21 protein-coding genes, 1 pseudogene and 1 riboswitch are annotated in these 24,319 nt (G+C 51.0%); of the genes and pseudogenes, 5 read left to right on the forward strand and 17 right to left on the reverse strand.

Annotated elements, in window-relative coordinates; all coding sequences use genetic code 11:
• Positions 1 to 15: 15 nt before the first annotated feature.
• The 12 genes from QOL74_RS16475 to QOL74_RS16530 all read right to left on the reverse strand — a co-directional run bounded on the left by QOL74_RS16475 (position 16) and on the right by QOL74_RS16530 (position 13,419).
• Positions 16 to 405: a 4Fe-4S dicluster domain-containing protein gene (locus tag QOL74_RS16475; protein ID WP_283410605.1), complete on the reverse strand. Its 390-nt coding sequence runs from the start codon at positions 403 to 405 to the stop codon at positions 16 to 18.
• Positions 377 to 1,246 carry a CoB--CoM heterodisulfide reductase iron-sulfur subunit B family protein gene (locus QOL74_RS16480; RefSeq protein WP_283410606.1) on the reverse strand — a complete coding sequence of 290 codons (870 nt, stop codon included), beginning with the start codon at positions 1,244 to 1,246 and terminating at the stop codon, positions 377 to 379. Before QOL74_RS16480 ends, QOL74_RS16475 begins: the two co-directional genes overlap by 29 nt.
• Positions 1,247 to 1,278: 32 nt before the next feature.
• A complete protein-coding gene (locus QOL74_RS16485) occupies positions 1,279 to 2,898 on the reverse strand; it encodes an FAD-dependent oxidoreductase (protein WP_283410607.1) in 1,620 nt (539 codons plus the stop codon).
• Between the two features lie 14 nt (positions 2,899 to 2,912).
• Positions 2,913 to 3,632, reverse strand: coding sequence for a 4Fe-4S dicluster domain-containing protein (locus QOL74_RS16490; protein WP_283410608.1), 720 nt, complete (start codon positions 3,630 to 3,632; stop codon positions 2,913 to 2,915).
• Positions 3,633 to 3,705: 73 nt separating this feature from the next.
• The gene (locus QOL74_RS16495; protein ID WP_283410609.1) at positions 3,706 to 5,208 is read right to left on the reverse strand and encodes an aspartate ammonia-lyase; all 1,503 of its coding nucleotides are present in this window, start codon (positions 5,206 to 5,208) and stop codon (positions 3,706 to 3,708) included.
• 530 nt (positions 5,209 to 5,738) lie between these two features.
• Entirely contained in the window at positions 5,739 to 6,509 is a 771-nt protein-coding gene (locus QOL74_RS16500) for an S-methyl-5'-thioinosine phosphorylase (RefSeq protein ID WP_283410610.1), read from the reverse strand.
• Between the two features lie 12 nt (positions 6,510 to 6,521).
• Complete coding sequence (gene mtnA, locus QOL74_RS16505; protein WP_488153925.1) at positions 6,522 to 7,559, reverse strand: S-methyl-5-thioribose-1-phosphate isomerase; 1,038 nt, start codon at positions 7,557 to 7,559, stop codon at positions 6,522 to 6,524.
• Between the two features lie 53 nt (positions 7,560 to 7,612).
• Positions 7,613 to 8,344, reverse strand: coding sequence for a GntR family transcriptional regulator (locus tag QOL74_RS16510; protein ID WP_283410611.1), 732 nt, complete (start codon positions 8,342 to 8,344; stop codon positions 7,613 to 7,615).
• Between the two features lie 89 nt (positions 8,345 to 8,433).
• The gene (locus tag QOL74_RS16515; RefSeq protein ID WP_283410612.1) at positions 8,434 to 9,396 is read right to left on the reverse strand and encodes an ABC transporter permease; all 963 of its coding nucleotides are present in this window, start codon (positions 9,394 to 9,396) and stop codon (positions 8,434 to 8,436) included.
• Positions 9,393 to 10,625: an ABC transporter permease gene (locus QOL74_RS16520; RefSeq protein WP_283410613.1), complete on the reverse strand. Its 1,233-nt coding sequence runs from the start codon at positions 10,623 to 10,625 to the stop codon at positions 9,393 to 9,395. The genes QOL74_RS16515 and QOL74_RS16520 overlap by 4 nt, the downstream gene beginning before the upstream one ends.
• Complete coding sequence (locus tag QOL74_RS16525; RefSeq protein ID WP_283410614.1) at positions 10,618 to 12,156, reverse strand: ABC transporter ATP-binding protein; 1,539 nt, start codon at positions 12,154 to 12,156, stop codon at positions 10,618 to 10,620. The genes QOL74_RS16520 and QOL74_RS16525 overlap by 8 nt, the downstream gene beginning before the upstream one ends.
• A gap of 108 nt (positions 12,157 to 12,264) precedes the next feature.
• Positions 12,265 to 13,419 carry a BMP family lipoprotein gene (locus QOL74_RS16530; RefSeq protein WP_283410615.1) on the reverse strand — a complete coding sequence of 385 codons (1,155 nt, stop codon included), beginning with the start codon at positions 13,417 to 13,419 and terminating at the stop codon, positions 12,265 to 12,267.
• 199 nt (positions 13,420 to 13,618) lie between these two features.
• Between QOL74_RS16530 and QOL74_RS16535 the strand changes: the two genes are divergently transcribed.
• Complete coding sequence (locus tag QOL74_RS16535; RefSeq protein WP_283410616.1) at positions 13,619 to 14,767, forward strand: Gfo/Idh/MocA family protein; 1,149 nt, start codon at positions 13,619 to 13,621, stop codon at positions 14,765 to 14,767.
• Entirely contained in the window at positions 14,754 to 15,437 is a 684-nt protein-coding gene (locus QOL74_RS16540; protein ID WP_283410617.1) for a cupin domain-containing protein, read from the forward strand. Before QOL74_RS16535 ends, QOL74_RS16540 begins: the two co-directional genes overlap by 14 nt.
• Before the next feature lie 65 nt (positions 15,438 to 15,502).
• On the opposite strand, the gene QOL74_RS16545 is transcribed toward QOL74_RS16540, so the two are convergent.
• Positions 15,503 to 16,552, reverse strand: a complete 1,050-nt coding sequence (locus QOL74_RS16545) for an NlpC/P60 family protein (RefSeq protein ID WP_283410618.1) — start codon at positions 16,550 to 16,552, stop codon at positions 15,503 to 15,505.
• 75 nt (positions 16,553 to 16,627) lie between these two features.
• A riboswitch (cyclic di-GMP riboswitch) is annotated at positions 16,628 to 16,702 on the reverse strand.
• A gap of 594 nt (positions 16,703 to 17,296) precedes the next feature.
• Here QOL74_RS16545 and msrB point away from each other — a divergent pair.
• The 3 genes and pseudogenes from msrB to QOL74_RS16560 all read left to right on the forward strand — a co-directional run.
• Positions 17,297 to 17,722, forward strand: a pseudogene (msrB, locus tag QOL74_RS16550) (peptide-methionine (R)-S-oxide reductase MsrB); the annotation flags it as partial.
• Between the two features lie 236 nt (positions 17,723 to 17,958).
• The gene (locus tag QOL74_RS16555; RefSeq protein WP_283410619.1) at positions 17,959 to 19,227 is read left to right on the forward strand and encodes a DNA polymerase Y family protein; all 1,269 of its coding nucleotides are present in this window, start codon (positions 17,959 to 17,961) and stop codon (positions 19,225 to 19,227) included.
• 144 nt (positions 19,228 to 19,371) lie between these two features.
• Positions 19,372 to 19,644 (forward strand): hypothetical protein, encoded by a 273-nt coding sequence (locus QOL74_RS16560; protein WP_283410620.1) that lies wholly within the window; start codon positions 19,372 to 19,374, stop codon positions 19,642 to 19,644.
• Positions 19,645 to 19,674: 30 nt separating this feature from the next.
• Here QOL74_RS16560 and QOL74_RS16565 read toward each other — a convergent pair whose 3' ends face one another.
• The 4 genes from QOL74_RS16565 to QOL74_RS16580 all read right to left on the reverse strand — a co-directional run bounded on the left by QOL74_RS16565 (position 19,675) and on the right by QOL74_RS16580 (position 23,882).
• Positions 19,675 to 21,639, reverse strand: a complete 1,965-nt coding sequence (locus QOL74_RS16565; RefSeq protein ID WP_283410621.1) for a serine hydrolase domain-containing protein — start codon at positions 21,637 to 21,639, stop codon at positions 19,675 to 19,677.
• A gap of 107 nt (positions 21,640 to 21,746) precedes the next feature.
• Complete coding sequence (locus tag QOL74_RS16570) at positions 21,747 to 22,307, reverse strand: TetR/AcrR family transcriptional regulator (RefSeq protein ID WP_283410622.1); 561 nt, start codon at positions 22,305 to 22,307, stop codon at positions 21,747 to 21,749.
• Between the two features lie 241 nt (positions 22,308 to 22,548).
• Positions 22,549 to 23,334: a class I SAM-dependent methyltransferase gene (locus QOL74_RS16575; protein WP_283410623.1), complete on the reverse strand. Its 786-nt coding sequence runs from the start codon at positions 23,332 to 23,334 to the stop codon at positions 22,549 to 22,551.
• 149 nt (positions 23,335 to 23,483) lie between these two features.
• Positions 23,484 to 23,882, reverse strand: a complete 399-nt coding sequence (locus QOL74_RS16580) for a rhodanese-like domain-containing protein (protein ID WP_283410624.1) — start codon at positions 23,880 to 23,882, stop codon at positions 23,484 to 23,486.
• Positions 23,883 to 24,319: the final 437 nt, after the last annotated feature.

Raw genomic sequence — 24,319 nt, forward strand, 5'->3', positions numbered from 1 at the left:
GCCAGTTGTTGGCATTTATCGGCGATGCTTTCTCATGGATGCAATCATGGCCTGCCGGGGAACAGTCAGATCACCGTCGCAGGTTTCTTCACGATTGGGCGTTTCTCTTAACAAGGTGACCCGAAAACTCTCCATCACACTGGCCGGTTCCAAATCCCGGGGACAGCGGCTGGAACAGGCCATGCAGGAAGCGCAAATCCACAGGCTTTTGCTGGCATATACCTCTTCCAGCAGTCCCAGCTTGGCCAATTGCATCATTTCATGGGGCAACCGATCCATGTGGGATGCCATGGGGCATCCGGCACTGCATTTCATGCACTGGTAACAGTCTTTCACTTCTTTGCCAGTCATGTGCTTCACATCTTCCCGCTGGGAATTACTGGCTGTTTTCTCCGGAAAACGCATGGGACGGATCTCCTTTCTCACCATTCTGGAAGGCCATTTGCTCCAGACGCTGCACGCCTCCCAGCGCCTTTACCAGGGGGGCTGTCATATATGCCACCGGCAGACGTTCCTTTTGAGGCAATGAAGCCTGACAGGCTTCCAGGTTATGCTTGCACAAGGGGCAGGCTGTGATAATTTGAGTGGCACCCGCTTCCCGGGCCGCTGTGATCACCTTTAGGCTGGCAGCGGCTGCCAGGGGAGCTTCCCGATAAACATGATAGGCGCCACAGCAGTCTGTCTGATAAGGAAACCGAACTGTTGTTGCTCCAAGTGTTTCCATGAGGGCTTCCATGAGCCGGGGGTTTTCACTGTCAACCAGTCCCAGTTCTTCTTTGGGACGAAGCAGCATACACCCGTAGTAACAGGCCATTTTTTCTCCTTTTAAAGGGGTCACCACCGCCTCCTGAATACGCGGATAACCCACCAGATCGCGGAGTACTTCCAACAGGTGAAACACTTTCGTTTCGCCCTGGTACATGTTTCCCAGATAACCACCCACCCGTCGCTGTGCCTCTTCATCCCGCTTCATTCTGTGGTTGACCCGTCTCATCACATGAAAGCAGGCACTGCAAAGTGTCAACATCCCCTGGGAACCTGCGTCCCAAGTGCGTTGCAAAGCTCTCACCGAAGACAGCAGTCCCACATATTCATCCCGGGCTTCAGGATAAACCGCACCGCAGCATTCCCACTCTTCCAGCTCGTGAGTCTGAATGTCCAGGCTGGCCAAAAGGGCAAGTGCTTCCCTTTCGAATCCGTCATCTTGTTGAGCCCGAACGGTACATCCGGGATAATAACTTAACATGACATCAGCTCCTGTCTTTGTTCTGTGGCAGTTTAGTCCTGAAACCGCGGATTTAAATTTTTCTTCAGCGGAATGAGTATGGGCGATGTCAAGTGCCCACTAAGTTCCTGTTCATTCAGTTCCTGAACATAAGCTGTCACATGGGAAAGTGTGAGATCCACTGGCTGGCGGCTGGTTTCAAGCGCCCGGGCCGCTGCGTTGCGACCTGCCCGGCGGCCAAAAACCAGGATATCCAGCAGGGAATTACCCATGAGTCGATTGCGGCCGTGAACACCGCCGGATACCTCACCTGCAACAAAGAGGTTTTCCACCGTGCTTTCTGCCTGGTCATTGATGAGAACGCCGCCATTCTGATAATGGAGGGTGGGGTAGACTAAAATGGGATCTTTACGGATGTCCACGCCAAATCTGATGAACTGGCGCAACATGGCCGGCAGTTCCTTTTCGATGGTACCCTCTCCATGAATTGTTTCAATGATGGGGGAATCAAGCCAGACACCCTGCATGCCTGAGGGCGCTGTGATTCCCTTGCCCCGGGCGCATTCCCTGATGATGGCAGAAGCTTCCACATCCCGTGTTTCCAGATGATACACAAACTGTTCACCTTCTATGTTAAGAGGTGTTGCTCCCAGCCCTCTCACTTTTTCTGTGATGAGAAATCCTTCCACCTGCTCTGGATAAGAGGCTCCTGTGGGATGGTACTGGACCGTATCCATAAAAGCCAGCTTTGCTCCTGCCCGGTAGGCCATCACCAGGCCGTCTGCAGTGGCCCCGTAGTGGTTGGAGGTGGGAAAACCCTGGGTATGCAGCCGTCCCAAACCGCCGGTGGCCAGCACCACTGTTTTCGCCCGCACCATCTGATATTCCTGGGTTTCCATATTGTAAAGAATCGCCCCTGCTGCCCGACCCTGTTCGTCCAGCAACAATTCCACTGCCGGGCTGAATTCCACCACCGGAATATTGCGGCAAAGTACTTCATCACGCAACACCCGCATGATTTCTGCGCCGGTGTAATCCCGGGCAGAATGCATCCGTTTACGGGAGGTGCCGCCACCATGATTGGTGTGCATGCTTCCGTCGGTGTCTTTATCAAACATGGTGCCCAGAGACTCCAGCCAGTCAATGACAGCTGGCGCATCACTCACCAGCGCTTTAACCAGCTCTGGAATATTGGTATAATGCCCGCCTCCCATCACATCAATGTAGTGGGTTGGCGGAGAGTCCTGGGGTTTGTCGGCTGCCTGAATGCCTCCCTGAGCCATCACCGTATTGGCATCTCCAAAGCGCAGCTTCGTTGCCAGAAGCACATTGGCACCCGCCTCATGGGCCAGGAGAGCCGCTGAAGCACCGGCACCGCCGCCGCCGATAATCAGCACATCCACCTCCTGGTCATTCACTGTGGGCGGGATGGCCAGGGGGCTGATGCGGGGATGGGCTTCCAACACATCACACAGTTCGTGGGGAAAGCGATCACCTTCATTTACCCCCACCTTCACCTGACGAAACTGGCTTTCAATATAATCAGGATGGTAGCTGCGCAGCACTTCCTGCTTTTCTTCCGGTGTCATGCGGGGAAAATAGTACCCCAATCGCTGATGACGGGTTTCTTCAACACGCTTGATTAGTTCTCTCATGGCCTGTGTGTAGCTCATGGCATTGCCTCCTCTTATTCGATATCCCGATTGTCGTAGCGTTCTGCCAGACTTTGGCGATCTGCTTCCATTAATTGCTGCAGGTCTGCTTCATAGTGTTGGGCTTGAATTTCAGCCACCCGGTCTTTCACATGGCTGTTTTGGGGAGACAGGTGCTTGCCATGCAACCGCCGACAGAGAAGGGCCACTTTATACTGAACTATATTGGCAGGACATCGGGAAGCACACAGCCCACACATAAGGCAATCAAAGGATTCATCGGCCGCCTTGCTAATTTCTCCCCGAATGGCGTGGGAGACATATTTCATCACCTTCAGATCCTGAGGGCATACATTGGAACAGGAGTTGCAGCCCAGGCATTTGGTAATTTCAGGGTAAATGGCAACCACCTGATTGCCGCTGGGCTGCAGCTCCTGCAGATCATACGTCACTTGATGAGCTGGAAAAAATGGAATCTGGGTCAGGTACATGGCTTCTTCCACCTTGGTCTGACAAGCCAATCCCACTTTCAGTTCATGCCGGTTTCCAATGCGGTAAACGGTGGAACAGGCACCGCAGAAGCCTGCCCGGCACCCACACCCGCGTATCAGCGTGTATCCAGCATACTCAAAAGCTTTCATAATGGTGAGGGATGCAGGCACCTCATAGTGCTTTCCCATGATGAAAATATTCACAGATTCCTTTTCAATGGCACTTGGGGGGGCTGCTTCAGATGTGGTGCGAATTTCTTCCATAACAGTGGCCTCCTTATCACAAAGGTAGGCCCGCCTCTTATGACGGCGGGCATCATCCCGTTCTTATTCTCTTTTAATGATCCATGCGACCACCGGCAATGCCTGGTTCAGTCATTTCCCGGGGCTGAAGAATACGATCCAGCTGTGCTTCGGTCAAAATGCCTTTTTCCAGCACCACTTCCCGGACACTGCGTTTGCTGTCAAGGGCTTCTTTGGCTATTTCAGCGCTTTTTTCATAACCAATGTGTGGATTCAGTGCTGTTACCAGTCCCACACTTCGGTTCACCTGCTGGGTGCAGCGGGCTTCATTGGCCTGGAGGTCGCGAATGCATTTCTCCACCAGTGCATCCACCCCGTTGGTGATCAGTTCCATGGATTCAAAAAGGTTCTTGAAGAGTACCGGCCCCATGACATTGAGTTCAAACTGACCGGCTTCTGACGCCATGGCAATGGCATGGTCATTTCCCTGTACCTGGAAACAGATCTGGTTCATCATTTCTGGCATCACAGGGTTCACCTTGCCCGGCATGATGGAAGATCCGGGCTGCATGGCAGGCAGGTGAATATCCATAAGACCGCAGATGGGACCGGAGGCCATGAGGCGTAAGTCATTACACATTTTTGACAGATTGAGCGCACAGGTGCGCAGCGCTCCGGAAACATGCACATAGGCATCTGTGTTCTGTGTGCCGTCCACCAGGTCTTCTGCCAGCCGAATGTCGAATCCGGTGATTAAAGCCAGTTCTTCAATGGCTTTTTCAATGTATGCCATATCGGCATTGAGGCCCGTCCCCACGGCGGTGGCACCCAGGTTAACCGTCTTCAGGTCTTCCATGGACTCTTTGATGCGTTCGATATCCCGTTTGACGAATTTGGCATAGGCACCGAAACGCTGGCCCAGGCGAATGGGGATGGCATCCTGCAGATGTGTGCGTCCGATGGTGACGATTTCATCGAAATCCATTTCTTTGCGCTGTAAAGTTTCATGCAGTTTTACCAGGCTTGAAATCAACGCTTCATGCATCATGAGCACCGCCACTTTGAAGGCAGTGGGTACCACATCATTGGTTGACTGGGCCATGTTCACATGGGTGTTGGGAGAAACCACTCCATAGTCGCCTTTCCTGCCTCCCAGTATTTCAATCGCCCGGTTTGCCAAAATTTCATTGACATTCATATTGATGGAGGTACCGGCGCCTCCCTGAATGGCTTCCACAATCATGTCCTGCTGGTACTGCCCGGCAATGAACTCAATACAGGCTTGCTTGATGGCTTCTGCAATGCGGGGCTCCAGGCTGTCAGTTGCTTGATTGGCTTCGGTACAGGCCAGTTTTACCATTCCCATGGCTCTGATGAGCTGCGGGTGTACCCGGTTCCCGGTGAGGGGAAAGTTTTCCTGCGCACGAATGGACTGCACACCGTAATAAGCCGCTGCCGGCACTTCCTTGGCACCCAGCGAATCCATTTCAATGCGGGTATCTGTGCAATCGTTTTCTTTCTCTGTTAACCATTGCTGCTGTGTATCGACGGAGCCAATCTGCGAAACCAATGCCTGCTGATTTTTTGCCTGATCCATCGTGACCGCCCTCCAGTTCTGATAGTTGATTCATTCATTTTGTGTCCACGCGATAATCTGAAAATTGATGGTTATTTTCTTCAAAAACTAAGTTATTTTTTTAACTATATTTCCTTGTGTGTTTCTCTATTTTCTGATTGATACGCTTCTTTTTCTGTCATTCTGACACCATCTGCCGTCGCATCACTCTCCGGATTTCCTTTATTTCCTGCATGTACTTTTTTTGGATGGATCTGTTTCATTACCCTGGATGTATTTTTATAAATTTATCGAAAACTCATTTCGTTAATATTTTAACATTATTGCGTCAAAAAGCAACCCTTTCTCGAATAAAAGTTATAGTCTCTATTCTCTCTATCATTTCTATTTTGTGATTTTTCTGTTATTGGATTTGAAATGGCTTTAGCCTTAAAATAGTCACCGGCAAATCTCCCAAGCACACAACAAAGCCCGTTAATCAGGGTGTTCCCCTGATCACGGGCCTTGTCATGATAAGTATTTCGCATGAGAAACATGCTTTTGGGATTCTTTTACAAAGTGACCACCGAACGATTGCAGGTACACTGCTGTTGATCCAGCGACTGGTCAAATACCCTGAGAAATGCCCGGGTCAGCTTTTCCTTGTTGTTTCCCAGTGCCGTTTCAATATCATGCAGGGCGATCTGCTCCTGTTGCATACCGGTGCACCAGTTGCTGATCATCCCCACTGTGGCGTAGCACATCCCCAGCTCTTTGGCAAAAATGGCTTCGGGTATATTGGTCATTCCCACCACATCGCCTCCCAGCATCCGAAACATGCGAATTTCCTGATGGGATTCAAACCGGGGCCCTTCGGTGCATACATAGACCCCTTCTCCTTTAACGGTGATGTTCTCCACCTTTGCAGCCGCCATGAAATGATCCCGGAGCATGGGGCAATAGGGGGTGGTCATATCCACATGCCCCACCGGTTCACCGCCGCCTTCAAAAAAAGTGACGGGCCGATTTTTGGTGAAATCCAGAAAATCGTTGATCACCACCAGGTCTCCCGGGGCAAAATCTTCATTGCAGGAACCCACTGCCGCCGTGGCATAGATCCACTTTACGCCCAGTTGTTCCAGTGCTTTCATGTTGGCCCGATAGTTGATGAGATGGGGAGGTACCGAGTGCTTTTTACCGTGACGGGCCAGAAAAACAACCTCTTCGTTCCCCAGGGTCACCAGGTCAACTTCCACAGGGCCGTAGGGGGTTGTTACTGTCTCAATGCGGGCTTCTCCCCCCATGCCGTAAACACCGGTACCGCCGATAATGGCTTTTTTCATGACTGCACCTCCTTATTTCAACTTTGGAATCTGCTCGTTGAAAGGCGCTCTGACGATGCCTTTTTCAGTGATGATACCGGTAATGTTCTCGTGGGGGGTAACATCAAAGGCCGGGTTATATACTCCGATGCCTTCGGGGGCTGTGCGGTGGCCGTCAATATGGGTCACCTCTTCACTGCTGCGTTCTTCAATGACAATCTCACTGCCGCTTACCATATCAAAGTCGATGGTGGTGGTGGGGGCCACCACATAGAAGGGTACATTGTAGGTTTTTGCCAGCACCGAAAGCATAAAGGTGCCGATTTTATTGGCGGTATCGCCATTGGTGGCAATGCGGTCAGCACCCACCAGAATCACATCGATTTTACCATCACGGATCAGTGTGGCGGCCACACTGTCTGCTATGAGGTTTGCGGGAATTCCCTCCTGCATCAGCTCCCAGGCAGTGAGGCGCCCGCCCTGGAGCCGGGGCCGGGTTTCATCTGCATACACAAAGATGTTCTTGCCGCTGCGGAAGGCCTGACGCACCACTCCCAAAGCAGTGCCGATTCCCACCGTTGCCAGGGCACCGGTGTTGCAGTGGGTGAGAATGGTGGCTTTCTCAGGAATAATGGTGTTACCATGGTTACCCATGGCAATGTTAATGGCCTGATCTGCCGCCACCACTGCATGGGCCTCTGCTTCAATGCGTTCCACCAGTTGTTCAACGTTTTCCTGTTGATGCCTGTCCAACAGGTTACGCATACGTTTGACCGCCCACATTAAATTCACTGCTGTGGGACGGGATTCGTTGAGGGCCGCCAGGCTCTCTTCCATTTTCGACAAAAAAACATCCTTGCTTTCCTGTTCGTACTCTCTGGCTGCCAGGGCTGCGCCGTAAGCTGCTGCCGCTCCAATGGCCGGTGCTCCCCGCACCACCATGTCCTGTATGGCAAAATCCACCTCTTTCCAGGTTTTGCAGACGAACATTTCAAAAACCTGGGGCAGTTTCCGCTGATCAATCATGTGCAGCTCACCCTGCTTATATTCCAATGCAATGATTTCCTTCATTCTATTTCCTCCTGTTATCTGATTTCCTCTGTCTGCCTAAGTGGCTTCAGCCGCTATTTCATACGATTCACCCGAAATTTGAACAGTTCCGGGTTGAAATAATCCATGGAATAGATCAACGGCTCACGCTGGCGGTCATAATGAATCTGGTGCAATAACAGCAGCAGCTGATTTTTCTGCATGCCGGCGTCCAGCATCATGCGCTGATCTGTCAGCGTGGGGACTATTTCTGCAACCGCATAGGCCGGATAGAGCTGACAGTGTTCTTCCAGGTACTCAAACATGGATTCTTCTGTGACTTCCAGGGGTACAGGGCCGCTGATCGCCGACCGGCGTACCGAATCGACACAATAGGCGGCCACACGGCCGCTGGCTGTGCGCAGCCGGGTGAAAGTGACCACGGTTTCTCCAGGCTTTAACGCCAGTTTTTCCACCATGTCCTGAGTGGGACTCACCTCTGCGATGCTGAGCCACCTTGTTCCCGGCTCATAACCGGCGTTTTCAATCATGCGGGTGATGCTTTCCAGCTTTTCCAGGCCGCCTTCAATGGGTACCGGTGGAATACTGACAAAAGTGCCTTTTCCCTGTATTTTGTAAATAATGCGTTCCTGTTCCAGTAAGGCCAATGCTTCTCGAACAGTGTGGCGACTGACGCCCATGCTTTCCATGAGAACGGCCTCCGGTGGCAGCTGGTCATCACCTTTTAGTTCTTTTTCCTGAATATATTCCAGAATTTTCTTTTTTGCCTGTGTGCTCAATGAGACGGTTTTTTCCTTGATTTTCATGGTTCACGACTCCCCCCGCGGCCAGCCTTCTGTATGATGCTGCCTGTTTACTGCTGTTAAATCCATTATATTTGATTGATTGGTTTTATTTATCGTTTTCCTTTGTCATAGATTTCTCCCAAAGACCGGGGAACACGGTTGGTTTTTGAGAAAAAGATGAGCAATATCAATGTCAGCACATAGGGCAGGGTCATGGTGATATCGTTGAAGGTGCTGCTCATCTCCAGTGCCCGGGCCAGCTCATATCCTCCGGATCGGGCAAAACCAAACAGAAGTGCCGCTCCCAGTGTGGTGGTCATCCCCCAGTTGCCAAAAATGAGGGCGGCAATGGCCAAATAGCCGTAGCCCATGTAGATCATGGGTGAAAAGTTGGCTGAAATGGAATAGGCAAAGCTGATGCCCCCCAAGCCTGCCAGTGCTCCCGAAATTACCACCGCTGAAAAACGAATGCGTTCCACGTCCACTCCTGCTGCTGCCACCGCATGAGGATTGTCGCCGCAGGCCCGCAGCCGCATTCCATAACGACTTTTTTCAAAGAGGACATAGGCGGCGACCGCCACCAGGATAATGGCAATCTGAAAGGGGTACAGATTTCTGAAAGCAGCTCCCAGCACGGGTATTTCCGAAAGACCGGGGATGGTGATGCGGTTGGCCACGCCCAGCTGAAACCGGTCTGAAGGGGCTTTGAAAATCAGGCTGTTCAGTTGCCGGGTCAGAAAGGCGGTGAGGGAGACGCTGAGAATATTGATGACCACACCTGAGATCACCTGATTGGCCTTGAAATAGATACACAGGGCGGCATGAATGGTGGCAAACAAAGCCCCTCCCACCATGGCAAATATCATGGCAATGTAAATTCCCTGGGGTTGCAGCCCGGGAAAGGACCGCAGCACCAGTACCACCGCCAGGGCTCCTGAAAAAGCACCAAAGCCCATCAGGCCTTCCAGTGCCAGGTTGATGATGCCGCTGCGCTCACTATAGATGCCTCCCACAGCAATAATGAACAGGGGGAGTGCAAACGCCAGTCCGTCAATGATCATCCGATCCATCATGCTTCATCGCCCCCTTCTTTCAGGTTGGCCTCCCGGCTTTTTTCCACCTGCTGGGCCGACACTTCACCCGGTGCAGGTGAAGCGGATTGTTCTTCAGGCGGCTCCCGGTGTTCCTGCTGCTCTTTTTGTTCCTGCCGCTGGCGGTTCACCCGGTACCGAATATAGGTGCCGGTAGCGCTGAAGAGAAGAATCAGGCTGGTGATCACGCCGGAGATTTCCCGCACCACCCCCACCTTTGAGCTCATGTAGGTGGCGCCTTTATCAAGTGTGGTGATGAGCACCGATGCCAGCAACACCCCCAGGGGATGATTGTTCCCCAAGAGAGAAGTGGCAATGGCGTCGTAGCCAAGACCCGCCAATACCCCTGGCTGCATGGAAGCATAATGACCCAGATAGAAGGTGGCGCCTGCCAAACCCGCCAGGCCGCCGCTGATCATCATGGCTGTCACCGTAGTTTTTCCGATGTGAATGCCCGCGTATTCCGCCGCCTGCTTGTTGGCTCCCACTGCCTTGATTTCAAACCCCAGGCGGGTTTTATACAGTAAATAGTACACCAGCAGGGCAGCTGCCACGGCCAGCACAATGCCAATGGACACATCGATGCGAACACCTCCCACCCGAAGATTCTTGAGGGTGAGGGAGGCCGCCGGCTGAATGTATTCCGACTGGCGGGACACCGGGTTGACAAAATAGCTTTTGATATAATAACTGGTGACATAGGCAATAATGTAGTTCATCATAATCGTGGAGACAACCTCACTGATGTTGAAACGATGCTTCAGGTAGCCCACCAGGCCTGCCGCCAGTGCGCCTGCCGTCACGGCTATGATGAGCACCAGCGGCTTTGCCAGATACCAGGGCAGATCACTGTAACCCACCAGCAGTGTGGCAAAAAAACCGGCCAGCAGCATTTGTCCGGCGATACCGATGTTGAAAAGGCCTGCACGGAAGCCAACCGTCACCGCCAGCGCGGCAAAAATCATGGGCGCCAGGGCATCAAGAAAGCTGGTGAAATCGGTGAGCATGCCCGTACCGCCTGCATAATTGGGTTTGGGCACCAGGCCCGCTCCCTGAAGAATGCCCACATAAGCTGCCAGGGGATTTTTTCCCATAAGAAGCATCACCACACTGCCGGCCACTATGGAAAGCACCACGGCAAAAACGGGGATGGAAAGCCACTGCCATTTTTCGTTGCCCAGGAAGGCGGTCAGTGGATTTTTTTTATTCATGCTCTTTCACCCCCATCATATAGGCGCCGATCTCCATGGCCGTCAGGGCAGATGCCGGCTGAATTTCCAGCATTTCACCATTATAGATGACGCCAATGGTATCTGCCAGGGCCATGATTTCGTCCAGCTCCAGAGAGATCAGCAGAATGGCCTTTCCCTTCTCCCGCTCCCTTAGAATTTGCTGCCAAGTGTTTTCGATGGCACCCACATCAAGCCCTCGGGTGGGCTGCACAAAAATGATGAGGGGGGTATCCTGTTCGATTTCCCGGGCAATGATCATTTTTTGCTGGTTACCGCCGCTGAGACTGCGGGTGATACTGGCTTCGCCTCTGTTGCTGCGAATGTCGTAGGTGTCAATCAGGCGTCGTGCGTAACTGACGAAGGCTTCTGGTCTTAACTTTCCGCCCGGCGTTGAGAAAGGCTCCTGAAAATACCGCTTCAGTGCCAGGTTATCGGTGATGGGATCTTCCAAAATCAGTCCGTAAGCCTGGCGGTCCTCCGGAATATAGGCGATGCCTTCCAGGTTGCGCTGACGCACCGGGTAATGGGTGATCTCCACCTGATTCAGCCGGATGGTTCCGTCTGTGACAGGCTTAAGGCCAGTGATGGCTTCGGCAATTTCTGCCTGTCCGTTTCCGGAGACACCGGCAATGGCAAAGATTTCTCCGCCCCGAATCTGGAAAGAGACCCCCTTCACCACCTCCACCTGGTCCTGGTTTTTCACCCGAAGGTTTTCCACTTCCAACACCACTTCTCCAAAGGCGGGAGCCGGCTTGTTAACCTCCAGCATCACTTCCCGGCCCACCATGAGATTGGCCATTTCCCGGGTTGATGTGGTGGCAACGTCTCTGATATCCACCAGGCGTCCCCGATTTAAAATCGCACAGCGGTCGGCCACTTCCTTGATTTCTTCCAGCTTGTGACTGACCAGAATGATGGTTTTACCGTTTTCACGGAGTTCGCGGATGATTTCCAGCAGGTATTCGATTTCCTGAGGGGTGAGAATGGCTGTGGGTTCGTCAAAAATCAGAATGTCCGCTTCCCGGTAAAGCATTTTAAGAATCTCCACCTTTTGACGGGTGGCCACATTCACCTGCTCAATCCGGGCCCGGGGATTCACATCCAGCTTATACCGGTGTGACAGAGCCTCAATTTCCTTTTCACTCTCTGTCAGGTTCACGAGAGGCAGAAATCCCAGCGTTTTCTTCACCGGCTCCATGCCCAGCACAATGTTTTGGGCAATGGTGTAGTTTTCCACCAGTTTGAAATGTTGGTGCACCATGCCTACTCCCATGCGGGCTGCCTGACGGGGAGAGTAATCTGTCACCCGCTGGCCTTTAATCCATATGTCACCCTCGTCGGGCTCATAGAGCCCAAAAATCATGCTCATCAACACGGATTTTCCGGCACCATTCTCACCCAGCAGGGCAAAAATCTCCCCTTTCCGGATCTCCAGTGAAATGTTGTCGTTGGCCACAATGCCGGGAAACCGCTTGGTCACGTTCCTGATGCTGATCATTGCATCTTTCATGGGACAGCTCCTTTGCCAAAGGTACAGCATACCTGAGATGAACAGAAAGCAGGAGAAAAACGGTTGTCATTTTTCTCCTGCCGGTGATGCGATGAATTGTCTGAGTGATTAGAGACCGGGGAAATTATCAGGGCTGTGGCCGTTGAAGTTGGCTGAAGGCACAATGGTGCCGGCCTGTACCAGCTCATAAACCTCTTCCAGTTTCTCCATGGTTTCTGCCGACAGCTGATGCCGGTCGTCACCCCATACAAATCCGGTGGAATCGGTGTTGGCCCGCAGTAATTCATTGGATCCCTGGAAAGATCCTTCCACAATGGCATTCAGCTGACGTTCTACGTTGATGGACATATTTTTAAGCACCGAGGTGAGAATCACATTGCCGCCGCTGTAAACGCCGTCGTCAAACTGATCCACATCACAACCAATCACATAGATGCCTTCTGCTTCCATGGCGGCGGTGAACACGCCCATACCGGAACCGCCGGCAGCCACAAAGAGAATGTCAACCCCTTCGTTGATGAGGGCATTGCCCACCACCTTGCCGGTGGCCGGATCAGCAAAGTTACCCACATAGTTGCCACCCACATTGGTGTTGGTCACGTCTGTGCCGGCATAGGAGGGCAGCTCCACCACCTGGGCACTGGTACCGAAATGCTTGTTGGCATACATAACGCCCGATTCAAATCCCCACTGATAGTTCACATTGGAAGGAAAGGCAATACCGTTGACCACGGACACTTTGCCTGTCTTGGTTTCAAGGGCTGCTGCCACACCTGCAAAGAAACCACTTTCTTCTTCTGCAAAGGTCATGGCATAGACATTGTCAAAAAGCTCCTGCCCATCCTGAGGTGTCGGGTTGGCATCCACCAGAATGAATTTCTTTTCAGGATTGTCTTTGGCAATACTGGAAATGTCGGCAAACTGGAAGCCGGGTGTGACGATGACATCATAATCTGCCACCACATCAGCCACTGCCTGTACAGCCGCCGCCACATCACCGGTGGTTTCCTGAACCGCATTCACCGTGGCATTGCCGTGGTTTTCCACAAAAGCCAGAATTCCGTTGTAGTTGTCTTGATTGAAGCTGCCGTCATCAACACCGGAAGGGCTGGTGACAATGGCAATGCGCAGTGCCTCTCCATCTGCCTCTGCCTGGCCGCCATTGCCTGCTGCCGGTTCTGAACCGCCGCCACAGGCTGTGACCAACATGGCCGCCAACAACAGTACTGTTACTAACATCCACTTGCTTCGTTTTGCTTTCATTAATAAACCCCCTTAATCATTTGTCTCTACGTTTTTTGATTGTCTGTTGTCAGACAAGTGACAACCTGATATCATCATACCATGAAAGGTGTTTTTTTTCATCCATCATGTGCAGGTTTTTCTGAATTATTTGTCCTTTACTGATAAAATGAAGCATGACACCCCTTCTGACCAAATACGGGAAAGCAGGTGAAAAACCTTGAAAGCAGCTATTTTAGGCACCGGAACCATCGCCCATACCCACGCGGCCGCTCTCCGGTCCAGCGGCATTGACATTCAGGCGGTGGTCAACCGTCATCTGAGTAAAGCCCAGGCTTTTGGCGAAACCTGGCAGGTGCCTGTGATCACTCAGGACCCCAGCGTACTATTGGCCGATGAGATTGACTGTGTTCACATTTGCACACCGCCAACCCTTCACGCTCCCATGATTCGGATGCTGCTGGAAAAGGGAAAGGCTCTTATTTGCGAAAAACCCCTGACCCTGACAACCGATGAAGCAAGAGATCTGGTGGCGCTGGCGGAAAGCAGGGACAGTATCTGTGCTGTCAATTTCAATGTGCGGTACCATGATGCCTGCCAAAAAGCCAGGGAAATTGTTCAGGCCCCTGATTTTGGAAACATGTTGCTGATTCACGGCACCTATCTCCAGGAGTTTCACGCCCTTCCCGCACCTCTGGACTGGCGTTACCAGCCGGAACTGGCCGGCAGCATGCGGGCAGTGACAGAGATTGGATCTCATTGGCTGGACCTGGCCCAACACCTCAGCGGACAGCGAATTCAGGCTGTCGCTGCTGTGTTTGGCTGTTTTCGCCCGGAGCGCCAGCTCAAAGAAGGCCTGATGACATCGCCTTCAACCACTTCTGCTTCTGAGGAAGCCCCTCAGGGTTTGCCCATTCCTTCTGAGGAGACTCCCCAGATCATCCGTGTTGATTCTGAGGACGCCGCCTGTGTGCACCTGCGTTTCGAGAACGGGGCCATTGGCTCCATGGTGCTTTCTGAAGTTTCCCAGGGGCGTATGAATCACCTGACCATGGAAATCACCGGTACACGCCGGAATCTCTGGTGGAATTCGGAAGCGCCGGGAAAACTTCATCAGGCGGAGAAGGGCAGCGGCATTCAAACAGAGGTGATGGCCTTTGGCGGCGGTTTCACCGACAGTTTTACCCGTCTTTTTCAGGAAGTTTATGCTGATCTTCGCGCCAGAAAACATACCGGGGTTTCAAGTCGTTCAAAAGGCCACCCTTATCCCACCTTTCGGGAGGCCTCACGAATCGTGGCCCTGTCCAACGCCATTGAAACCAGCGCCAGCGAGGCAGGAAAGTGGGTGACCGTTCATGAAACCTTCTGATGAAATCAATACCACCCCACAGCACCGTCTTGTTTCCGCCCCTGCGTTCACTGCCCAAGAGCTCATTCACCTGCTGAACCTGGAACCGCTGGAAGACGAAGGTGGCATGTACCGGAATACCTACACTTCGACAGAGACCCTGCCCCTCCATTGTCTCCCTCTCCGGTTTCGTTCAAAACCCTCTCAGGCCGAAGGCAGGTCCGGCGAGTCGTCAGAAAGCAGTCTTGCAGAAAAGACACCGACAGTTGAAAGTATGCCGGCAGTTGAAAGTACGCCGGCAGCAGAACGCCCCTTTGGCACCGCCATTTATTACCTCCTCACCGCCGACAGCTTTTCCCATTTTCACCAGCTGAAAGCCGATGAGGTCTACCATTTTTATCTGGGTGACCCCGTGGAACTATGCCAGCTTCACGAAGACGGTTCAAGCTCTGTGACCCTTCTGGGAAATCAGCTTTTGGAAGGGATGACTTTGCAGCAGGTGGTACCCGCCGGCATCTGGCAGGGGCTTCGCCTGAAGCCCGGCGGCACCTGGGCTCTGCTGGGCACCACCATGGCACCGGGGTATCATCCCGATGACTACACCATTGGCAGCCGGGAAACACTGATGGAACGCTGGCCAAAGGATGCTGAACTGATTCTTTCCCTGACTGGAAAGCTGGTTTACACCTAAAGAATTGCAACAAAACAGCCAGTCGACCCGCTCAAAAGAACGGGTTAACTGGCTGTTTTTTGATGTTATAAAATCCGGGCTGCTCCATACTGCCGGGGACCCCAGTAAGAGGGGTCGTCCACCTGGTCGAAAGAAACCGTTCTTCCTGAAGAAGGCGCGTGAATGAATTCATTGTTGCCTACGTAAATTCCCACATGGGAGGGTCCTGACTGATATCCCTGAAAAAATACCAGGTCTCCCGGTTCCAGTTCATCCATGGAAATCCGTTCCGTCGCCCGATACATGGCCGCACTGCTGCGGGGCAGTGAAATGCCGTGCTGTTCCAGTACGTAAGTGACAAAACCAGAACAGTCGAAACCTGCAGGTGTGCTGCCGCCCCTCCGGTAAGGAATTCCCTGCAGCTCCAGCGCTGTTTCCAGGATGCTTTCCCGGAGCTTTTCCGCTTCTGCCTCCTGGGTTTCCATGTAACGTGCCGCCGCTGCTTTCATTTCTTCCACCCGGCTCATGGCCCCATCTCCCAGTGATTTGGTCAGCATCACCGATGCCTCCGCCCGGGTGACTTCATTGGCCGGTCTGAACTCACCACCAGGGTAACCGGAAAGCCACCCCTGGGCAACTGCCTGATGCACGTAAGGCCGATTCGCCTCTTTCACATCTTCCATATCCGAAAAAACGGTCAAAGGATCCGCCGGCTGCTCCAGTCCCTCTTCTCCCGCGGTTCCTACCAGAATCCGGGCAGCTTCTTCCCTGGTAATGGAAGCATTCATTTTCATCACAGCAGCTTCTCCCGGACCAATGGCTCCCAGCGCTTCTGCTTTTCGCATATAATTCATTGCCCAGTGTTCGCCCGATGCCGGCATAATGTCATCATGGCGCGCCTTAACGGCCAGCACAATAAATTCGGCTTTACTAATGATCTCATTGGGCTTAAAGGTACTGTCACTGTACCCTCTGACCACATCCATACTGGATAGGGTCATCACATAACCGGCATGCCAATCTGTCGGCTTGATATCTGAAAACGTCATTTCCGGCATCGCCCATACCTGCAGGCCTCCGCTTGTCAAGACACTCAGTGTCACTCCCAAAATAACTCCCGCCATTTTCTTCCCCACATTTCCACTCCCGTTTCCTCATTGATTTCCAATCCGCCAACAACCGAACTGCTGCAAAAAAACAAAAAAACATTCATCGGTAACTGGCTGCCCTAAACAGGCCCTGTAGCTTTGCGTCCTGCAGTTTCCCGCAGTTTGCCTTTTCCTGAATATTTTGAGGTCGTCTCTTTATAGGAGGTGGTTGAAGTTCATGGTTTCAACCCTCTTGCAGTATATCACAGGTGGTTTTTTATGTAAACCGACGATTGTCTTTCTTTTTTTGCCCAATAGTCCTACAAAACAGCTGTCTCCAGGTCATTTGTCCCCTTTTCAAGGGGTTTTATGGTGGTTTTTTAGTGGTTTTTTAGTAGCGAACCCTTCGTTATCCTGTCTATTTTGACATTTTTTATTTGAGAATCATTCTCCTGGGTATCAATACAATGTATTATGTATCCTGAAAGAAACCGCCTGCGGCGGGCTTTCAACAGACCTGCATTAAGCAGTCCCGAAGCGTCATTACCGGCTTTGAAAGCCCTTAATGGCTTTACCCAGATTTTGATGGAGGTGATCGCTTTGTATGTATTTCATTCGCGCCGTTTATCCCTTTTAGGTGTGCTTTTGTTGATGACCTTACTGTTCTGGCGTTTTCAGCGTCAACAAGACCCTGCTGCCGAAATAGCAGGGGTTGAGAGTGGTGTCCTGCCGCCACCGCCTGTCGTTTATTTCAGCACAGATCAGTGGCAGGGATTTGAAAAGCCCTCAGATGACCAGCTGAAAGCGTCGCTGACTCCTCTGCAATATGAAGTAACCCAGCATAAAGGAACTGAACGGCCCTTTCAAAATGAATTTTGGAACCATAAAGAAGCGGGCATCTATGTGGATGTGGTTTCCGGCGAGCCGCTTTTCAGCTCACTTGATAAATATGACTCAGGATCGGGGTGGCCCAGCTTTACCCGTCCTTTAGTGCCAGAGTTGATTGTTGAGGAACATGACAGCAGCTTCGGCATGAAGCGCATCGAAATTCGGAGCCTGCACGGCGGATCCCATTTGGGTCATGTTTTTCCCGACGGACCTCCACCCACCGGGCTTCGTTATTGTACCAACTCTGCCGCCTTTCGGTTTATACCGGTGGATGAGCTTGAAAACGAAGGTTACGGCGAATTTCTTGCCGCCTTCTCCTCAAAAGAATGATGAAAAGCAGCCGGTCTTTGATTAACCGGCTGCTTTTACTTTGGACAAGGGAAATCATCCCTTGTCCTTCACTATTCTATCCGTTTTACAGCTTGAACTGAAGAATTGCCTGATTCATTTCATCTGCCAGCTCTGACAGGGCATGGCTCGCCTGTAACAATATGTCACTTCGCCGCCATGCCTCTTATTGACACCGAACTCACGTTCCGTGTATGATGAAGGTGGAGGCGAAACTAATGTTCTATGTCTTTCATGTAGATGTGAACAGTGCTTATTTGTCCTGGGAGGCGGTATACCGTCTGCAACAGGGCGATTCTATCGATCTGCGCACCATTCCCGCAGTGGTGGGGGGCAGCGAAGCTGACCGCCATGGGATTGTGCTGGCCAAATCCATTCCCGCCAAGAAATTTGGGATTCATACGGGAGAAACCCTCTACGGTGCCCGACAAAAGTGTCCGGGCCTGGTGGTGGTGCCTCCCCGTTATGGATTGTACATGCAGTGCAGTGAGGCCATGGTGGCCATCATGAACCAGTATGCACCCCTGATTCAACGGTATTCCATTGACGAGGCCTTTTTGCATTACCAGCTTCCCCCGAGTATGATACAGGGACAAGGAGCAGAAGCCGCCGCTGTGGCGGCAGCCTTGCGGCTGAAAGCCCAAATTCGACAGGAACTGGGCTTTACGGTGAATGTGGGCATCGGCCCCAATAAGCTGTTGGCAAAAATGGCTTCGGAGTTTCAGAAACCAGACCAGGTGCACACTCTTTTTCGCCATGAGGTGCCTGAGAAAATGTGGCCCCTGCCGGTGCAGGAGTTATTTTTCGTGGGCCGGGCCACCGCCCGAAAGCTGCGCGGGTACAATATTTTCACCATTGGCCAGCTGGCGGCGGCTGACCCCCAGTTAATTCACTGCTGGTTAAAAAAACCGGGGCTGCTTATCTGGCAGTATGCCAATGGGCTGGATGATTCTCGGGTGACGGATGAACCCATGCCCATCAAGAGTATCGGCAACTCCAGCACCCTGCCTTTTGATGTGACCGACCGGGCCACGGCCCATCAGATTCTGCTGGCCCTCTGTGAGACTACAGCCATGCGCCTTCGAAAAATCCGGCGCTGTGCCCAGGTGGTATCTGTGACCCTTCGGTCCAGCGAACTCATCACCTACCGTCACCAGTGTCGTCTGGCATCCCCCACCGATGTCACTTCCCTCATCTGGCAAGAAAGCTGCCGTCTTTTTGATAATGTTTGGAAGAAAGAACCCCTGCGGCACATGGGGGTGCATCTTTCTGATCTTTGCAGCAATGAGTATTACCAGTTGTCACTCTTTCATCAACATCTGGAAAAACACCATCAACTGGACAGGACCATTGATGCCCTCCGATTACGATTTGGCACCCGGGCGGTTTTTCGGGGTTGTTTCTCCCACTCTTCCATTCAGCCCCTCATGGGCGGAGTACTGCAGGACCAGGAGGTGGATTACCCCATGATGGCCAGTTATCTGTAATGACCGGTTGACTTCAGTGATGTGCTGACTGTTGCGACAACTGTTGTGGCAAATTTTCCAACCAAACGCTTTGCACAACAAAAAAGAAAAATGGCTGGCATTTTCCTTAAGATTTCTCATTTTCTCGCTGGGAGGCGAATGTTGATGAAGGTATGGATGCATCCCATTGAAGTCATTGCTTTTTTTGATTCTCAGGGTCTTCCCCGGCCGCTGCGGTACCGCTGGAATGGGAAAGATCAACCCCATCAGGAGCCTGTGGTGATTAAAGTGGATCGGATTCTTCAGCACCACGAAGAAAAACTGGCAGGGAACCGGATGCTGGTTTACCGCTGCCAGAGTGTGATTCACGACCTTGAGAAGGTGTATGAACTGAAATATGAGCTGAGTACCTGTAAGTGGTTTTTGTATAAGATGTAAGTTGTTTTCTTTTGATCACCAAACAATTCATCAAACAATATTCCAGAAAATGAACAGCCAGGACAAAGCCCCCGATGCCAGGGCAAAAAGCGTGAAATGGATTCTTCCGACCGTTTTCCAATAGCCTTTTTTCCATGAACCCACTGCCTGGAATAGAACCACTGCTGCCAGTGCCACAATCACATAGGGAATAGTGGCATCCATCATCACACTCAACTGAGATGGCAGCGTGTAGGCTTCTTGCGGCAACTGATAGACCGGATCGATGTCGCCGGCTGCCATAACCCCCAGTAAAAAAACGAACACCAACAATCCAAGTGCCACTGCTGCTCTTTTAGCCCACCGCGAACCTGATGCTGCCACCGGTTTCAGCCCTTTACTCTTTCGAAATTTTCCTGTCAGTGACTGACCTCCCCAGAATGCCAGGCTGCCTATGATTACCAACAGGGAACTCATGAGTATTGCCAGGGTGGGTCCGATACTCTCATACCAGGCGGCCCGGGAATAACTCATGGGCCCACTGGTGATGAGCATGGTTTTCCCCAGGGAATCGGTACCAAAAACAATGGTGTGAAAATCGCCGCCATGTTTCTGAGCATGACGCTCCTGAAAGTTCCGGTAAACGCCGGGTTCCATCTCAACAAACCGGTGGGTTTCCCCCATATTCGTTACCAGAAGATGTCCCGTTTCGTCTGTCGTCACCTGAATTCGGCCAAAAATAAGGCTTAAGACCGCATCTGTATCGGTGAAAGAACGCCTGTTTTGATAGTATTCACCTCTATAGCCCGCTGCACGGTCGGCCATTCCCTCCGGTGTTTTTAAATCAATCTGTGACTCCCATGGAAAATAGCGGTCCATCAATTGGAGAAAGATCGTGTTATTGACCAGTGCGCTCCCCCCACTGTGGGAAATGAAAAATCCGATATTCTCTTCCGGAATCAGGTATAAGCCTGTATCATAAAGCATGGTGCCGCCCGGATGATGGAATACCTCTCTCCCGTTAATGGTGGCTTTAATGAAACCGTGAGCCATACCGTCAAGCTGTGGGTGAGGAGTGGTCGTTTCTCCGAAGATCTGATCAATTGTCTCTTCCTGAAGAATTTGACCTTCCACTCCCTGCCCACCCTGAAGATAGGCCAACATAAAACGGGCCATATCGTAGGCGGAACTGCTCATGCCCCCCGCCGGCCCCGACACGAATTCGAAGTCGGCTGCCACATATTCTCCATTCACATACCGGTAAGGCTTAGCTGTCTGTTGGGTCATTGCCTCCGGCACAGGTTGCCGGAAAGTGCTGTTGCCCATCCCCAGTGGTTTAAAGATGTGTTTTTCCACATACTCTTCAAAAGGCATGCCTGACACCATCTGAACAACGTAACCCGCCAGAGAAACGCCATAATTGGAATAAGCAGTGACTTCGCCAGGCAGAAACACCCGGGCCGGACGATTCTCCCGAACCTGTTGGGAAAGAGGTTTCAGGCTGTCTTCTGATATGGAAAAAACAGCAGTCATATAGTCTTCAAAGCCTGGAGTATGCGCCATGAAATGGCGCAGGGTGATCGGGCCCGCTTTTTCTTGATGCCACCTTCTTTCCAACCGGTTGGGAATTTCAAAATCAAGGTACTCATTTATATCGGTGTCAAGATCCAGCTTACCCTGTTCCACCAGCTGCATCACCGCCGTCCAGGCAAACAACTTGGAAGTGGAGCCAATGCGAAAGAGACTCTTTTCAGGATCAACAGCCGTATTCGTTTCCAAATCAGTGAACCCATACCCTTTGGCCGTCAAAGCGCTGCCGTTGTGCACCACGGCCACTGAAAGATTCGGTATGTGATGAGCTTCCATTTCCCTCTGAATCACATCATCCAAAAAGACTGTGAACTCTTGTGTTTCCAGGGTAATTGGTGAAGCAACGACAGTGATCGGATTCCCCAACAATGTCAGGATCATCCCTATGATGACGAATCCCTTCACGCTGTTTTTCAATCGACTCATAATGGCACTCCTTTGCTTATTTCTTTTTCAATAAAAGATCACTTTCCTATTTTTCCGCCAGTTTGCTTACATCTTCAGTCCTCTTAACCGTTTTCCGCCACTCCATTTCATGATTCATTCTTCACTTTCATTAATTCTTCTCCCACTTCCATGAGAATTTCTTCCAGTTCTCCTTCAGCCACCCATGAGGGAACATGGCCGCTGACCACCATGGTGGTCAGTCCCATCTGAAAGACGCGCATTTTCAGCAAGAGCCGCTTGCGTTCTTCCAAAGACCATTCCTTCAGGTGTTCATCTTCCCCCATAGCTTCAATCATCGCCTGCTCCACTGTATCGTAAGAGGCCATGTAGGGATTGGGCTCAATGGTCATTTCTCTATAAAGTGCCGGGTACATTCGGGCGAATGCCAGGCTGGCTCTCCCGATGTTTTCGAAGACGTTGCTTCCCTGCTGTTCTTCCAGCAATTCATCCGTCATGGCGAAGACTCGGTGAACCACTGTTTCCACCAGTTCCTCTATGGTCGAAAAATTGACGTAAATGGGAGCCACTGAAGCTTTCAGCTTTGTTGCCACACTTCGGGCAGTAATTCCAGAGAGTCCCTTTTCTTTCGCAATCTCCAGTGCTGCCTCTACCACGGTTTCTTTATCAAATTTGGTTTTGGGGGGCATTCTCATCCGCCTTTCTTTGATGAATGATGTTCAATAAATAACTTCTTTATCCATGATTGCAAGCATTGGCTGTCATGTTTTTGGATGGTCCACGCTGCACTGTAGATTAAATTACTTATGTTACATTACTATAGTTATATATTAACCAAAAAAGAAAACCCTGTCAAGGGATCTTTCACATCCATTTTGACACGGGTTTGCTGCGTTACATACAGCCTTTATATACGGCCTGTTCGGTCTTCTATTCATGACGTCGTTTCAACACCAGGGTGGTGCACACGGCATGATGTGCATTCACATCACCTTCAGTTTCCTGTTGTTTGATATAATCCAGAAACAACGACTGCTTTTCCGGGTACTGTGCTGCCAGTTCAAGACATCGCTTTTTAAGCGGCTCAAAAAGAGGAACTTCAGATTCTGCCACCTCTTCTTCTGTCAAAGAAAAATTTTCAACAATCTGGAACCCAGCGTTTTCAATCTGTCGTTTCATTTCCAGGTAAGGAAGGATCAATGGGTGGCGAAACTCACTGTCTTCAGCAATGTAGGCATCGTCGATGATGATCAGGCCGTTCTCTTTCAAATGAAGCTGCAAAAGGCTCAATGTGCTTTCATAATTACCCAGCACCGGCCCGATGGCTCCCAGCAAAATAACATCAGCAGCCGGCATGTCTTTGACCGCTTTTCTGATATCTCCCACCTCAAAGCGGCACAGCTTTTCCACCCCAAATTCAACCGCTTTCTCCACGGCATACTGAATAAAGGCGGGCACTGCGTCAATACCATGACAGGACGAACCGTGCCGATGGGCCACTTTTACCGAAACAGCTCCTTTGCCGCATCCCAAATCCAGCATGGTGACCTGTTCCGGCAATTGGAAATGCCTGCCGATGATCGAGATCACTGTTTTGGGATCTGTTCCAATCTCCCACAGATCCTGAAGAATATAGGGTAAATAGGGAAATATTTCCAGATTATTACCCCCATCCAATGCCGTCACAACACTTTCTTCCACCGTTTTCATTTGCATCACCTTCCTCTTTTGGTCTTCTTCCCAGGTTTTGGTGACTCTTGCCACACAAAGCATCTCTTTCTCTTCCCGCTTCACAGCATGATGTGCATCTGCCTGCCTGTCAAATTGGCTTCTGACTAATAAATGCCGTAATCTATGGAAACCATCTATTTCACAACATCATAGGGCCAATCAAGGATCCCTCCCAGATCGTAAATCCGGGTATATCCCAGTTCCAGCATTATTTCTGCTGCTTCAAGACTTCGACGGCCGCTCCTGCAATAGATGAAAATGGGCGCATCTTTGTCTGATAACTGCAGAAGAGCTTCTTCCTCCAAAACTTGTAACGGGATTAAAATACTGCCTGGAATGTGTCCTTCTTCAAACTCTGACTCCGTCCGTACATCCAGCAGCGTAATCTGTTCTTCATTTTCCAGTCGCTGAAAAGCTTCTTCTGGAGATATGCTTTGATAGACAGCTGATTCTTTAACTTCTGAGGCGCTGCTGCAACCAGTCAGTGTTATTATCACGCTCATCATCACCCATATCATCGTCGTTGCCTTCATATCATCACCTTCTCTCTTGACAAATTCTTATAGATGCTTTTACCCAGATGACTACGATGAACTCACTTGATTTTCACATGTTTTTGAATCCATGCTTCATCAATGAACCAATTTCATCTGCTTTCCCGTCATCCTCTTCCATCTGCTTTGCAATCATTTATAACCCAGTAATGCAATCATTTATAACCCAGTAATGCAATCATTCGTCATTGGAATTGCTGAAATCTTCTCCCGTATTAACAATGTTAATTTGGGAAATTACTTTGCGTTAATAAGTACACCTGTCACCATCTGGAATCTATCTATTATTATCATCTGTTGTTTCATTTTTTCAAAAACGGAAAAAACCGACCCCCTGCAACTGTTTGCAAAAAGCCGATTCTTTGGTGCCCAGAGCCGGAATCGAACCAGCGACACGAGGATTTTCAGTAATAGAT

It is taken from the genome of Anoxynatronum buryatiense (genome assembly GCF_900182905.1).
Classification (GTDB): Bacteria; Bacillota; Clostridia; order Peptostreptococcales; family Tindalliaceae; genus Anoxynatronum; species Anoxynatronum buryatiense.